Below are 15,578 nucleotides of genomic sequence, written 5' to 3'. Positions count from 1 at the left end.
ATATGGAAACACTAGCTAACAAAACACTCAGCCTTTGGCAAGCAGAAGGTCGCCAGCTCATCCCACAAAACTTTGCGACATTTCGCAGCCTGATCTCGCAAGCAAAAGACTTAGCGCAGCAAGGCAACTACGAAGCAGCAGCGGTGTACGGGCAGATTGCAGCTAACTACGCTCAGTTGAACCATTGTGGTTTTTTCGTCAGCTCCGAACTAGAGCAGCTCCTTCTGACCATTGGACGCAAGGCAATCCCAATCGCTTTCGCTCCTCAAAAGGAGACTGCATTGCCCAAAACGGTGAAGCACGTACTTCACGTATCTACCCATCTTTCTGATATCGGCGGTATACCTAGACTCTTGCGGCGCTGGATTCAACAGGATACCGAGCGATCGCACTCAGTTGCTTTAACAAGGCAAGCACTGAACGAAATTCCTCAAACCCTGAAAGATGCTGTAGCCAATAGCCAGGGCAGGATTTACGTATTAAACGACCGTAATGGCGGAATTATCTCGCGTGCCAAGAGGCTACGCGAATGTGCCGCAACAGCAGATATCGTCGTGCTACATACTTGGGAGTACGATGTTGTACCAACAATTGCATTTGCTAATAAAGCACAATCTCCCGCAATTGTCTATACAAATCACGGCGACCATTGGTTTTGGGTAGGAGCTGCTGTCAGTGACGCGATCGCGAATCTCCGCGAGTCGGGAATGCATTTATCTCAACAGCGCCGAGGGATTGAGGCAAAGCGTAACCTGCTGCTTGCGACGATTTTAGAACCAGCTTGTAGAAAACTGTCGCGATCGCAAGCCAAGCAACAACTTGGAATTGACGAAAACAGTATCATGCTGCTCTCCATTGCCAGAGCAGTTAAATATAAAACGGTTGATGGCGTTAGTTTTGCTGATGCTCACGTTGAATTACTAAAGCGATACGATCGAGCGATCTTGGTTGCGATCGGTCCAGGTCATAGCGACGAAGATTGGTCGGCAGCGATCCAGCAAACCCAGGGAAGAATTCAAGTCTTGGGAGAAACTAAAGATACCGCTGTATTTTATCAAGCTGCCGACATCTATGTTGACTCATTTCCTTTCGTTTCCATTACATCCATACTAGAAGCTGGCAGCTACGGCGTACCCTCGGTGAGTCGCTACCCATACTCTTCCGATCTATGCGGCGTTCTTGGCTCTGATATGCCTGGTTTGACTGGTAATTTGATTCGAGTGCGGGATCTAGAAGAGTATACAGCAGTTTTGTCCCGCTTAGTTGAAGATGAAGAGTTTCGTCTATCGCTTGGGGAAGCCACCAGAAATAAAATAGCCGCAACTCATTGGGGTAGTCATTGGCAGAATGCTTTAAACGAGCTTTATTCTTATGTTGTAGCTCTACCTAAAAAAACTGCGACCTTAGATTTAGTGGATGAGATGTCTTTAGGTGAACCGGATATCTTCTTACCAAGCGTCAATCAAACCGATATAAAAACAGTTATGCATTGGCATATGCCGCTAATGCCATTCAAACAACGGCTACAGTTGTGGCTCAACTTGGTCAAAAAATACGGTTTTCGTAATAATCATCTGAATTTTTTACTTCCAGAAAAATTGCGATCGCGCTATTACTTGTTGCGTCGAAACTACTCGCACTGGCATTTTTTACGAAGACGTTAATCAAATTTTTATCTTTACAAATTATATGCTTAAAAACTTACCACCAATTTATTTTTATATTCCTCCCAGCAAATTACCTGCTGGCAACTTACCACAAAACGCTCAGTCTTTCTGGCAGTGGCTATCTTTTCACCGTTCGATATCTCCGATGGCGGGTGGCGGTTGTATTTGGACATTGCAAACTTATCTTTATCTCAACGATCGTGGATTTCCTTGCCAATTAGTACAAACAATGCCTGATGAAGGAATTGTTTTATCTCATCGTGATTTTTTGGATGATTCTCTACAGCCAAGTCCAAAATTACTGATTGTTTGCTTAAGAGCAGATGTGGATCGGCATCCTTACGCACAACTGCATGTCGTACAAAATCCGTACCAAGCAATACCCAGAAGATTTTTGACACTTTGGGAAAGTTACTTTATTCCTCACTGGACGCAATCTTCTCTGATTCCTCGCGATCCTCAGCGTGGGGATACTTTTGAAAATGTTGCGTTTATTGGAAATGAAACAAATTTAGTTTCTGAATTTCGCGGTCAGTTTTGGCACGAGCAACTAGACGCTTTAGGCTTGCGGTTTCAGAAGAAACTCCTTCACGATTCCTGGCATGACTACAGCGATATTGATGTCGTCTTGGCTGTCAGAGAATTTGGTCGTAAAAATTATTTTAGAGGCAAGCCTGCATCAAAATTATATAATGCATGGCACGCTGGCGTGCCAGCAATCTTAGGATATGAATCTGCCTTTCGAGCTGAGCGCAAAAGCGATCTCGATTATCTAGAAGCAACTTCTTTAACAGAGGTGATTTCATCGCTCAAGCGCCTTCGAGATAACAAGGAAATGCGTCGCGCTATGGTTGAAAACGGGTGGATACGGGCTAAAGAAACACAATCGGAGCAAATGGTGGCAAAATGGCAAACTTTTTTGATCGATAGTGCAATTCCAGCCTATAAAAATTGGTGTTCGATGTCGCCTTGGCAACAGCAAGTCTTTTTTAATACACGTCGTTCTTTCCTTTCATTCCGTCCGAGTTACTACTTTCTAAAGTCACAGGTATTCAACTTTGTAGAAAAAACTGTTCGCGGGAAAAGTAGCTTAACGATCTCAGGTCGCAGACAGTAATTTTTACTTGAGTTTTGTATTTGTAAAATAACAAAAATACAAAAATATTACTTTTTAAAGTCTAAAGATTATACAAAACATGAAGATAGCATACACAACCACTTATAATGCTCGCTCTTTAGGTACGCAAGGCTGTAATGAATGGTCGGGAACAGGTTATTACATAGCTCAGTCACTCAAGCACCAGGTCGCCAGCGACATAGAGTATATTGGTTCTCTAAAAAATCAATTGACGTTGAAAGCTAGGCTAAAATTGAAGCGGCACTATCACGAGCTTTTTCACAAAACTTATATCAAAACTACGGAACCAATACTTCTTAAGAATTACGCCAATCAGGTTGCTAAAAAACTAGCTCAAAGTGATGCAAATATTATATTTAGTGCCACGGTAGATCCGATCGCATATCTTGAATGCCAACAGCCAATTATTTTCTGGGCAGATGCAACTTTTGCTAATTTAATAGATTTTTATCCCCAATATAGCAATCTATGTCAAGAGTCAATTAGCAACGGACATTTAATGGAAAAAACTGCTCTCCAGAAATCTAAACTAGCAATTTATTCATCTGAATGGGCAGCTCAAACCGCTATTGAATATTATCAAGCCGATCCAGCAAAAGTACAAGTTGTGCCTTTTGGAGCAAATATTGAAAGTAGTAAAACTCTTTACGAAGTTAAAGATTTAATTGAACTCAGACCCTTAAATCCATGTAAATTGCTATTTATTGGAGTTGATTGGTTCCGTAAGGGGGGAGATATTGCCCTTAAGGTTGCTCAGGAGTTAAATAACTTAGGTTTGAGTACAGAGCTAACAGTTATTGGCTCTCAACCTATTGTAGAAGGTTCTCTACCTAGTTTTGTTAAATCTTTGGGGTTTATTAGTAAATCTAGTCGCGAAGGTCAAGAGAAAATCCATCAACTTATTGGCGAATCTCACTTTCTAATTTTGCCCTCACTGGCAGATTGTTCGCCCATTGTTTTATGCGAAGCGAATTCACTAGGCGTACCTTGTCTGTCCACTAAAGTTGGTGGAATTCCGACAATTATTAGAACAGGTTTAAATGGTGCAACGTTTGACAAAGAAGCCGATATTTCGGAGTACTGTAAATATGTAATTCATCTATTTACTAACTATAACGAATACAAAGATTTGGCACTTTCTGCTTTTAATGAATATCAGACGCGACTTAACTGGAAGGTGGCTGGGCGAACCGTGAAAAAATTACTGGTGGACAACCTAAATTAGAACTGGAGATTTCAGGGGCTAATATGTTTACTTTTAAGAGTTATTTTTATGAAAAATAAACCATCAGTTAGCATCATCATCAATAACTATAACTACGATCGCTTCTTAGCAGAAGCAATTGATAGTGCCTTAAGCCAAACTTATCCTCATACTGAAGTCATTGTTGTCGATGACGGATCTACAGATAATTCTCGCAATATTATTGCTAGTTACGGCGAGCGTATCATTCCTATTCTGCAAGAAAATGGCAAACAAGCAGCCGCTTTTAATAGTGGATTTGCTATGAGTCAAGGCGAAATTATTATTTTTTTGGACTCTGACGATTATCTTTTGCCTCATACTGTCGAACGCATAGTTTCTATTTGGAAGCCACATTTAGCTAAAGTACATTACCGCTTAAATGTAGTTGATACCTTTAGTCAATTTTTAGGATACTCCTGTCCGCAAGGTGCATTATTATCGACTGGCGAGGTATGGCGCAGATTACTAGAAGTTGGTGGTTATGATAGCACGCCTACTAGTGGCAACGCACTCAGTCGCAAAGCACTAGAACAAGTCTTCCCGATTCCTGATGAATATAAATTAACTGCTGATGATTACTTATCAATTTCAATTCCTTTTTATGGAGAAGTAGCAGCGATTGAAGAACCTTTAGGTGTGTACCGAATTCATAATAGCAATCAGTGGGCTTTAGCTACAGTAACAGGCGATCGCTTTCATAGATTTGTCCGACACGACTTACAAAACTATTCCCTACTATTACAAAAAGCAAACGAATTAGGATATAAATTACCAAAAGATTTAGAACAACGAGCCATCGGACGGTTATGGTCGCGGATTATTTCCTTACGGTTAGATCCTCAAAATCATCCGATTCCCTTAGATCGACCTCTCTCACTCGTCTATCAGGGAATTCGTTCGCTTTGGAAATACTCGCACTTTAATTGGCAAAAACGATCGATCTACAGTCTCTGGTTTATTTGGGTGGGATTTATGCCTTTAGCTTTAGCAAAACCAGCGATTACTTGGTTATACGCGCCGCATTTTCGCCCCAAAGCGATCGCTTGGATAATTACAAAAATTCAGGCGCAGGCAAATCGGTCGAAGTTATTTAGTAGTAAAGCATAACTATTTATACATAATAAATATTATGAAAACAGTAGATTCTATTCATAGCAAAAAAACAAAATTTAAAACTAACTCTTGTCTGCGAGTTCTTTTTGTCAGCCACGCTTATGTAGTAGGTGTGAATCAGGGAAAACTTCAGGCGATCGCAGAAATTGATGGAATTGAAGTCGGTTTATTGGCTCCTAATAACTGGAAGGCATTGGAATGGAATCGCCGACTTGAACTAGAAAAACCGTACTCAAAAATTCAAGTTTACAGCGCACCCGTGTTGTTTGCTGGTCGTGGCGGCGCTCATATTTACGCACCTTGGCGAGTTTGGCAAGTGCTGAACGATTTTCAACCCGACATAGTACAAGTCGAAGAAGAAGTTTTCTCAATGTGCGCGTTTGAGCTAGCAATTTGGACGCGAATAACAGGCAAGCAATTAGTTGTATTTGGGTGGGAAAATATGGATCGCAACCTACCCAGATTTCGCCGTTGGGTACGTCAATTTGTACTGAATTCAGCCAGCGCCATTATTGCAGGGAATCATGAAGGAGCCGATTTATTGCGTCATTGGGGATATACAAGAAAGATCGCAATCATACCTCAGATGGGAGTAGACACGAATTTATTCGCGCCGCAATTATCCCAAGGCGATCGCCAAGAGTTTCATATCGGTTTTTTAGGACGATTTGTTGCGGGAAAAGGAATAGACATCTTATTTACTGCTGTTAGTCAACTGCGACAACGGGGTTTCAATTGTCGCGTCATCCTCTGCGGTTCTGGTACGAGTGAAGCAGATTTGCGTCAGGAAGCAGAAAAACAGCAGATTGCTGACTTGGTAATTTGGGAAAAAGCAGTACGACACGAAGCAGCACCGATCGCAATTGCACAATTTGACGTACTCGTACTTCCCTCACGCACGACTCCCACCTGGAAAGAACAGTTCGGTCATGTATTAATTGAAGCAATGGCAATGGGTGTACCTGTTATCGGCTCTACCAGTGGCGAAATTCCTCACGCGATCGGACGATCTGACTTAGTATTTCCAGAAGAAGACGCAGATCGATTAGCAGCAATTTTAGAGCGGCTAATTTGCGACCCAAATTGGCGACAAGAAGTAAAAAATTACTGTTTGAACAGAGTGCAACAACACTATTCGCACGAACGAATTGCAGCGCGATCGCTTCAACTATGGCAAACATTAAGGGAATGGGGAGTAAGGAATAGGGAGTGGGGAGAGATCGTCGATAACTGATAACTGATAACTGATAAGGGGTTTAAAAATGCGCGTCGCGATCGCACGAACAATGGCTGAATTTAGCATTGATGTCCATACCAACGGTTTAATTTCAGGACTCAAAGCTGTCCGTCCCGATTGGGAAATTATTGAATTAGCACCGCGTTCTTTCGATCGCAATAATTCTTCCTGGTTGCTGAGAGTGCAGAAATATTACGAACGTTTCTGGCGCTATCCTCGTAGAGTTAAACAACAAACAGCCGATATTTTTCATATTATCGAACCTTGTGATGCTCATCTCGTCTATTGGTTAAAGCAGACTGGTCAACCTGCGATCGTTACTTGTCACGACCTGATTAACTTTTTCTACCGCGATAATCTTAAAGGTTCGGTACAATTACCGCTAGTTAGTAGAAATGCTTGGATCTATGCAGTTAAAGGCATGAAATATGCCGATCGCATCATTGCTGTTTCTAGTGCAACCGCTAAAGATACAACTCAAATATTAAATATTGAGCCAGCGCGTATTAGTGTCATTCCTAACGCTGTTGAAGCCATATTTAGACCTCTGCCTAAAGTAGAAGTTGAGTCATTTCGCGCTCGACAGGGAATTGGCAAGGAAACATTTTGTCTTTTAAATGTTGGTGTAAATCATCCTCGTAAAAATATTTCTAAGATTTTACAAGCAGTAGCGTTTTTAGTTGAAAAAGGATTGCCAATACAATTTTGGAAAGTAGGGTCGGATTTTAACACCGAGCAAAAAGAGTTTATCCAAAGTCATAACTTAACTAAATGGATTAAATATTTTGGAAAACCGGATAAATCGACCTTAATACAGTTATATAATGCTGCTAATGTTCTAATTGCTCCTTCATTACACGAAGGGTTTGGGATCACTATTTTAGAAGCAATGGCTTGCGGTACTCCTGTCATTACTTCTAATGTCTCTGCTATGCCTGAAGTTGTTGGTGATGCTGGGATTTTAGTTAACCCAAACAATCCGATGGAAATTGCAGACGCAGTAATTTGTTTGCAAAAAGATCCAACGTACTACCAAGACCTTGTAAACAAAAGTTTGCATAGAGTTAAGTCATTTACTTGGGAGAAAACAGCAGAGCAAGTAGCTAAGGTTTATGAAGAATTACTAAGTAGCAGGTCGTCCAGTAATCGGATTGTTTCTAGTAATTACTTAAAAATTACAACGGGGAGGAAGTAGTAAAATGATTGCAATGTCTACAAAAGATTTAGTTAGAAGAACATTACCCCCTTCGGCTGTTATTCACTTAATGGCTGCGATGCACTACCGTAAGGGTGAGCCTGAGTTAAAAATACTTAAATCGCTTGTCGATCGCCAGAAAAATAGTATTGACATTGGGGCAAACAAAGGAATTTATACTTATTTTCTAGCTCGGCTTTCGCGCCATGTCTTTGCTTACGAACCCAATCCAGAACTAGCAGAATTTATTCATAAATCGGGTCGTTCCAATGTGAGCGTCTACGCGATCGCTCTTTCCAATCGTTCGGGACAAGCAAATCTATCAATCCCACTTGTCGATAACTTTTTATACGACCAACTTGGAAGCTTAGAAGAAAAAGCTGTTCCTCAAGGTAGTAAAACATATCAAGTTCCATTAAAAACACTTGACGAGCAAGGTCATCCAAACGTCGGTTTTATCAAAATTGACGTAGAAGGGCATGAAGCAGCTACAATTGATGGAGCCAAAAATTTATTGATAACTCAACGCCCAAATCTTCTAGTTGAAATCGAACAAAAACATCATCCAGATCGCGATATTTCTGAGATATTTGCGAAAATTCTAGCTTTAGGTTACAAAGGTTTCTTCTTGCTAGATGGAGAGCTTAAGAGTTTAGATAACTTTTCTCTCAAAAAACACCAAAACATCGAAAATTATGCCGGGTTATCCTCACTAGGAAAAACCTATATCTGCAACTTTATTTTCCAGCCTTCCCAAAGTTAGTTAACGAAAAATTTTATAACCTTACTCCCGCACCCGACCATGAAAATATTAATATCTGCATACTCCTGCGAACCAGGTATGGGTTCAGAGCCTGGTATCGGTTGGAATATCGTTCGCGAGGCTGCCAAATATCACGAAGTTTGGGTACTCACTCGACCTGATGAAAGCCAGAATGAGATTGAGGCAGAACTAGCACGCAACCCCATCCCCAATCTTCACTTTATTTATTTCACTCTTCCCTTTTGGTACGATAGCCGTCGATGGGGACACTCTGGCGGAATGCAATTGCATTATTACTTATGGCAAATTCAAGCATATTTTGTGGCTCGTCGCCTACATCAGAAAATTGGCTTTGACCTGACGCACCATGTGACTTTTATGAAGTATTGCAATCCTTGCTTTCTATCTTTGCTACCATCCCCCTTTATCTGGGGACCAGTAGGAGGTGGAGAGTCTGCGCCAAATACCTTCTGGGAAGATTTTAGTTGGAAAGCCAAAATTTACGAAATTACCCGCAGCTTAATTCGCAAGTTGGGAGAGATAGATCCCTTCGTACATCTGACTACCAAAAAGAGTACTGTAGTTAGAGCAACAACTAAAGATACAGCCGAGCGGCTGTATAAAATAGGCGCAAAGCAGGTACAAATCTTGCCAGGATTCGGATTACCTGAAGAAGATATGGCGCTTCTGACTCAATATGAAATACCTGACGAGACACCAGTAAGGTTTATCAGTATCGGTAGGCTTTTACACTGGAAAGGCTTTCATCTGGGACTGCGTGCCTTTGCTCAAGCAAATTTACCCAATACAGAGTACTGGATTGTTGGAGAAGGACCGGAATGCGATCGCCTGCAAATTCTAGCACGAGATTTGGGTATCGATCGCAAAGTAAAATTCTGGGGTAAATTACCGCGTGAAAAAGCTTTAGACCTCTTAAGAGATTGCCACGTATTAGTTCATCCCAGTTTGCATGATTCTGGAGGATGGGTATGTATGGAAGCAATGGCAGCAGGTCGTCCCGTTCTCTGTTTGGATTTAGGAGGTCCAGCAATTCAAGTTACAAATGAAACTGGTTTTAAGGTTCCAGCTCTCGAACCATATCAAGCTGTACGCGACCTCGCAGCAAGTATGATTCACTTAGTTAAAGATCCAGAACTGAGAATTAGTATGGGTCTTGCTGCACGGAACCGAGTCAGTCAAAACTATAGCTGGAACGCTGTCGGCGAAGATTTGAACAAGCTTTATGCAGAAGTCAAGCGTCAGAAGCCAGGAGCCAGAATGACTAAATAGCTCCTAAAATCCTATGTTTCTTAGAGTCACGTCTGATACATGGCAATACATATTTAAGGGAGCATCTCGATATGCATATTCTCATTGCTGCTTTACACAGACCTTCCAAACCTACTGGTGTTTGCAGACACGCCGCAAATTTAGCTCAATGCTTAGCTGATACAAAAGAGGTCACTAAAGTAACTTTGATAGTAGGAGCATGGCAAAAGCATTATTTTAAAACATTTTTTAACTCCAAAAAAATTAATTTGATCGAAATAGATATTGAGAATAGTGCGTTGGCAAGAAATATGTGGTTTTTATTTGGTTTGCCAAAATTGGCTAACCGTCTCTTGCCTGACTTAGTTTATATGTCATTTCCTTTCCCCTTTGTAAGAACGCTGTTCTCATCTCCTGTGATTTCTACGATTCACGATCTATATCCCTATGAAAAACCTGAAGTTTTTGGATATCCAAATGCAATTTTTAACCGCTTATTCCTCAAACAATGTATAACAAATAGCGACGGTCTAGTTTGCGTATCTAAATCTACTGCAAACAGCCTGAAATTATATTTTCCAAATCTTCATCTACGCAAACTAGTAACTGTTATTTATAACTACGTGAGTTTGGAAGGCTTAAAATCTAATTCGTCAATTCACTTACCAATTAGCGATCGCGATTCTTTTCTATTAAGTATTGCGCAACATCGAAGCAATAAAAATATCAATCTAGCAATTCAAGCTTTTTGGTTGTTAATTAAAAACAAGTATTTAAAAAATACGACTAAACTAGTCATTGTGGGCAACAATGGACCTGAAACTGAAAAAATTCAGCAGTTAATTAATCGACTCTCCCTTCAAGAACTGGTATTACTGCTTGATTCTATCGAAGATAATGAATTATGTTGGCTGTATCAAAATTGTGAAATGTTTATTGCCCCTTCGTCGCAAGAAGGTTTTTGTTTGCCTCTAGCAGAAGCTATGCATTTTTCTTGTAAAATAGTTTGCTCTGACATTCCAATATTTAGAGAGATTGGCTCTTCTAACTGTACTTACTTTGACTTGCAAGGAGATCCAGTAAAAAATCTTTCTCAAGCAATGATTAATGCTTTAGAAAAACCTCTCAGTCAAACTGCAAAAGACTTGCGTTTTTCTAAATCAGATGTAGCCGCTCGTTATCTGAAATTTTATGCTGCGATCGCTAGAAAGAGTCCATTACGTGTTGGTATTTTGCAACGAGTGCAAACTAGTTTTGATAAAATCAGTACCGATAACCAAAATCAATCTACATCGAAAGTTAAAAAGTTTAACCAATAAGATAGGTGAACGTAGATATTTATCGTAAAAAAAAGGCAGAAGGTAGAAACAAAATAAATTTGCTCTTTAATTATGTCCGAATACTTAACTCCTAACATTTAGCGGAGGGAAATGAGTAGATGCAACCCTTACCTCAAAAAATGGATTTAGCGATCGGCACTAGAACCATAGCAAAAAAGAAGTATATTATTAAGAGTTCAACTCTGATATTTTTTGCCTTTGCTACTGCTTTTTATTCTCGAATTTTTTGTACGATAACTCGCGCTCCTTCATTTCTCAATTTTTTTCATTTTTTGACAGTTGGGTTTGCGCTTGCAGTGGTGCTAGTCACTAACCGCAGTAAAGATCGTAAACAAATTGCGATCGCCAGTTTGCTTTCATCTGCTATCCTGGTTCTGCTGGGAGCTATGCTTGTCAGCGCGCTTGTCAATAACGCAGGTTTTATCAATGTAGTTTTTAACTTTTTAATTCTGGCTGAGCCATATCTATTCCTACTAGCAATAGTTTGTATTCCCCTATCATCCGCCAGCATTAAAAAAATTAGAAATTGGACGTTAATTTCAGCTTTGATTAACTTTTTGTTAGCTGAAATTCAGAAACCTTTATTAAGTGCTGGCTTACTATTTGCAGCAAATGGAATGGATGAAACGGATGGCGTTCAAGGAGTTTTCTTTGCAACAGGAGCAGGCGGTTATGTCTCCACTGCCGTTTCCGTAAGTGCTGCTTTATATTTCTTGCTTTTTTTTAAAACAGCTCCCCTCTGGCTACGAATACTTAGCTTAATTGGCGCAGTTCATCAGATATTGATTGCAGATACAAAACAGGTAATTTTAACTTCAGCATTAGCTTGGATGTTGTTAGGTTTAAGCCAAACTCGAAATGTTAAAAAGTTTTTAATGTATGCAACCTGTATCGTTCTCGCGATCGCCGCTTTTATCTGGGCTGCATATAATCTAGAAGCTTTTGAGGTTTACAAATATTGGTTTTCTAGATCCGATATATATGAGAATTCTGAGACTGGCGGACTTGCCGTTAAAATGCAAGGAATTCATATGGTACTTGCCCACTGGCGATCGCCCTTAAATTGGTTATTTGGGCTTGGACCAGGGCATACGCTTGGCAGATTAGGAGGATGGTCAATTCGAGAATATTGGCACTTATTAAGCCCGCTAGGAGCTTCCAATCCTCCTCTATATGACGACATCTGGAAGTTTATCAATGGGAATTGGATTGCTTTGACAACAACCTTGTATGTTCCTTTATTCAGTTGGGCAGGAATTTGGGGAGATTTAGGTTGGTTTGGGCTAGGAACTTATTTGTATCTTGGCTTCATTGTATGGCGCAATCTTTGCTTAGATGATTTCAGTAGGTTTCTCGTACTTACTGTAGTAGTTTACGGTTTTTTTCTGACTCAAATGGAGGAACCAGGTTTTATGCTCACTATTGCTCTTTTAATCGGTCTACGATGGCATGAAAACAGAAAAATAGCGTTAAAAATTGAATAAAAAAACAACTATTCTATCAAAGTTTTGACGCTAATACTCGCTATTTCTACTAACGTTAAAGCTTGTCCAAGGTCTTACAAACAACATACATCAAACAAATTTACAAGGTTTAAAGATCGTGACAAAAAATAATTCTCAGAAATCGAATCTTATGGATCGAGTCAAAGCCCACAATTCACAAACTAGAAAATATCGCCATACAAGCTGGATGAGAAAGTTGGCAATTTTTTTGACAATGGGTTTCCCAGATCAAAAATACTTAGGAGCTTTTTACATACCCCTACTATTTCAATTAGTTCCACAAAAATACCGGAGAAATCTAGCTTTAAATTTAATTGCGATTAGTCCTCATTATTTTGGACAGCATAGAAAAAGCATTCAAAACATATCTCGTCGAAATTTTTTAGAAACCGAACACAAAAGGATGGTTAACGATAGACAGTCTATGGTTGAAAGGGCTGTGAAACCATACATAAACCAGGAAATGACCGTACTAGATCATGGCTGTGGACCTGGATACCTGGCTCAAGCAGCTGCACAATATTGCCGTAGAGTTATAGCCGTAGATATTTCCGCAGGCGTTATCGCTTGTGCCAAAGAAATTAACTCTCAACCGAACATTACATATTTGACTGAAAATAAGAGCGATCGCTTATCTCAAGTTGGTGACTCTAGTATAGACTTTATCTACTCTTTTGCTGTCATGCTACACGTTACCGATGACGTATGCGAACAACTCTTAAAAGAGTTTTTTAGAGTTCTAAAACCTCAAGGAAGAGTCATTTGCGAATTTCGTTTAGAATCGCCAGAAAATAAGAACTTAGCGATCGAAGGGAGCGGAAAGAAAAAATCTCTCTTTCAAAGAGTACTAGATAAGTATACTCTTCGCGTAGTCAATCGACCTTTGGAAAAAATTGAACGATTTATGCAAAACTCGGGTTTTGAAATCGTCTCATTTAGCGAAAATCCTGGTTACAGCAACGGTTACTACACGTTCGTATTAAAATCAACTCAATTCGCTAAAGTTTCTGACATCACCGTTTCAGTCTAGAGCCAGCTTTCCAAATTTTAGCGCCCCGTTCGTATGCCCCGATATCGGGGGCGCTACCCACAAACCCATCTGTCACCCCAGTAATTGTCATGCCTGCATCGATCGCGGGCGAACCAGATTGTAAGGTAAAATCTGGGATAGATTTTGAATCTGTTGTAGTAGCTTTGGTGAACTTTGGATCGGTTGACTGAAATAAATTGTGAGACTGCTGGCTGGCAGTTATACTCGTCGAACTCCGCAAAATATTGTTGCGCGCTTCAACAGTTTTATCTGTATATATTGAACCGAGAAACGTATTGTTAAAAATCCGATTGTATCCGCGTGGACTACCTGCGACTAGATAAAAGCTATCTTTGCCCCCTGTAATATTCCATACAACATTGTGATGAATCGTACTGTTGTAGCTTTCAATATCTAAATAAATGCCTCGCGTGCCCCAAAACGGACTGAATGCTTGAGTATCTCGAATCCAATTGTGGTGAATAGCTCCGCCTGCAAGATTGACATAGCAACAGATATAGATTGCCCCTAAGTCGGTACTCAACATGCCAAAGCGAGAAATATCGTTGTAAGCAATATCGATTTTGTTACCATCGAAACCTGCGGTATGCCAATCAAAACTGATGGCATCGCGTCCAGCTGCTTCGATTGTATTGTAAGTAATCCGGTGACCAGTACCGTTGATGCGGACTGGGGCGGCGTAAGATGCCATATAATTGCTGTTAGCAATAATATTATTTGTCACTCTATGTCCAGTACCTTCTAACAATACGCCATTGCCAGAACTCCATTCTACAACTGAGTTTTTCAGCGTATGCTTGCTACCCCGCAATTGAATTCCAGTGTCGTGTGCATGAGATGCAACGATTAAACCATCATCAGAATTAGGTGCTTGCTCGGACTTCGGCAATGGTGGTAGAGTCATGTGGTGCGATACGTACTTAGCACGGATGCCATCAATCACGACACCTTGACTCGCATTGCTGGTGGTCACTGTACTGGCAAAAAGCTTCAAATTACGCAGTACGATATAAGAGCGATCGCCCAGATCGAAAGCAAAGTTACGCTGCTTCACCTCTACTGAGTTAGGACTCGTACCACCAAGAGTCCAAAGATAGAGGGCGCGATCGCTACCATCATAAAACCATTCGCCTTCACTATCGAGCAACCCCAACTTGCCAACTAGATAGAACCAATATCCACCTCGATCCCAAGGGGCAGTCATTTGTGCCGTCAGCTTTCCCGCAGTACCACCCGTTATCGTCCCGGTGCGAGTGACATACCAATCATTCGTCCATACCGTAGCACCAGCCCAACCCTCTGCTAAATTGGGAATTTCAGCGTTTTCTACGATCGCCGCATTACCACCCTGGCTTCTGACACCACCACCCGCCAGTTTCGGACGCAACGGATCTCTTCCCGTGTTGGGCCACCGCGCTTCTGGCATCATCTCCCCATTGACAAACACTTGATTGGCAAAAAAGCCCGTATCGTTATATCTATTTGTGGGTAAAGACGCATTCGCACGGAAAATAGAACCGCGAAACACCTGCCATCCCTCAACCGGGTTCGCACCGGAGATCGTTACGTCCTCTTTGTTGTACGCTGCAAATGTTATCGGTGTAGTCGATGATGTCCCTGAATTTGCGGGGCGAATTGTTTCGCGATAAATTCCAGCTCTTAATAAGCAGGAGTCACCAGGCTGAGCGACATTAGCACACTTTTGCACTGTTTGAAATGGGCGCTCCAACGTACCAGGATTATTATCTGAGCCTTTTGAGGCGACGAAATACTCGCGAGCAACATTCGCAGCATCAAGTGGCGAACTACTGAGTAAATATCCATGCGGATTATCAGAGCGATCCGAGGCAGATATACTGAAGCTGATAAGAATACCAGTGGCAAACAATAAAATTCTCAACTTATTCATGCGATCGCCCGTAAAGCCATAGCTCGGAGTACATTTATGTTGAAATGGCTGAAAGTTAGTGCCATCGTATTCACGGAATACTTGAGTGCTGGATAAATTTTTGATTGTTTTAACCAGGTGGTGCAAATACAAGTACGGGTAAAGA

The 15,578-nt window shown here is 40.9% G+C and carries 12 protein-coding genes; 11 read left to right on the top strand and 1 reads right to left on the bottom strand.

All coding sequences use genetic code 11. The features are described 5' to 3' along the window. Positions 1-2: 2 nt before the first annotated feature. From M5J74_RS04260 to M5J74_RS04210, 11 genes are all read left to right on the top strand, one after another. Complete coding sequence (locus tag M5J74_RS04260; RefSeq protein ID WP_106166153.1) at positions 3-1,664, top strand: glycosyltransferase family 4 protein; 1,662 nt, start codon at positions 3-5, stop codon at positions 1,662-1,664. Between the two features lie 25 nt (positions 1,665-1,689). Beyond that, on the top strand, positions 1,690-2,784 hold the full coding sequence (locus tag M5J74_RS04255; protein ID WP_015152894.1) for a hypothetical protein: 1,095 nt from the start codon (positions 1,690-1,692) through the stop codon (positions 2,782-2,784). 79 nt (positions 2,785-2,863) lie between these two features. Further along, a complete protein-coding gene (locus M5J74_RS04250) occupies positions 2,864-4,030 on the top strand; it encodes a glycosyltransferase family 4 protein (protein ID WP_106166152.1) in 1,167 nt (388 codons plus the stop codon). A gap of 48 nt (positions 4,031-4,078) precedes the next feature. Then, a complete protein-coding gene (locus tag M5J74_RS04245) occupies positions 4,079-5,158 on the top strand; it encodes a glycosyltransferase (protein WP_250015520.1) in 1,080 nt (359 codons plus the stop codon). 22 nt (positions 5,159-5,180) lie between these two features. After that, the gene (locus M5J74_RS04240; protein ID WP_250015518.1) at positions 5,181-6,398 is read left to right on the top strand and encodes a glycosyltransferase; all 1,218 of its coding nucleotides are present in this window, start codon (positions 5,181-5,183) and stop codon (positions 6,396-6,398) included. 28 nt (positions 6,399-6,426) lie between these two features. After that, positions 6,427-7,596: a glycosyltransferase family 1 protein gene (locus M5J74_RS04235; RefSeq protein ID WP_106166149.1), complete on the top strand. Its 1,170-nt coding sequence runs from the start codon at positions 6,427-6,429 to the stop codon at positions 7,594-7,596. Positions 7,597-7,600: 4 nt separating this feature from the next. Then, the gene (locus tag M5J74_RS04230; RefSeq protein WP_106166148.1) at positions 7,601-8,359 is read left to right on the top strand and encodes an FkbM family methyltransferase; all 759 of its coding nucleotides are present in this window, start codon (positions 7,601-7,603) and stop codon (positions 8,357-8,359) included. 39 nt (positions 8,360-8,398) lie between these two features. After that, entirely contained in the window at positions 8,399-9,649 is a 1,251-nt protein-coding gene (locus M5J74_RS04225) for a glycosyltransferase family 4 protein (protein WP_106166147.1), read from the top strand. Between the two features lie 71 nt (positions 9,650-9,720). Continuing rightward, positions 9,721-10,947, top strand: coding sequence for a glycosyltransferase family 1 protein (locus M5J74_RS04220; RefSeq protein ID WP_250015517.1), 1,227 nt, complete (start codon positions 9,721-9,723; stop codon positions 10,945-10,947). 119 nt (positions 10,948-11,066) lie between these two features. Next, positions 11,067-12,452 (top strand): hypothetical protein, encoded by a 1,386-nt coding sequence (locus M5J74_RS04215; protein WP_250015515.1) that lies wholly within the window; start codon positions 11,067-11,069, stop codon positions 12,450-12,452. Between the two features lie 445 nt (positions 12,453-12,897). Continuing rightward, entirely contained in the window at positions 12,898-13,503 is a 606-nt protein-coding gene (locus tag M5J74_RS04210; RefSeq protein WP_199755560.1) for a bifunctional 2-polyprenyl-6-hydroxyphenol methylase/3-demethylubiquinol 3-O-methyltransferase UbiG, read from the top strand. Here M5J74_RS04210 and M5J74_RS04205 read toward each other — a convergent pair. Then, positions 13,487-15,559: a right-handed parallel beta-helix repeat-containing protein gene (locus tag M5J74_RS04205; RefSeq protein WP_127023288.1), complete on the bottom strand. Its 2,073-nt coding sequence runs from the start codon at positions 15,557-15,559 to the stop codon at positions 13,487-13,489. The two genes, M5J74_RS04210 and M5J74_RS04205, sit on opposite strands and share 17 nt — an antisense overlap. Positions 15,560-15,578 lie beyond the last annotated feature (19 nt).

The organism is Chroococcidiopsis sp. CCNUC1 (assembly GCF_023546805.1).
GTDB lineage: Bacteria > Cyanobacteriota > Cyanobacteriia > Cyanobacteriales > Chroococcidiopsidaceae > Chroococcidiopsis > Chroococcidiopsis thermalis.
Note: the sequence above shows the minus strand (reverse complement) of the source record. Positions and strands in the feature narration are given on the sequence as shown.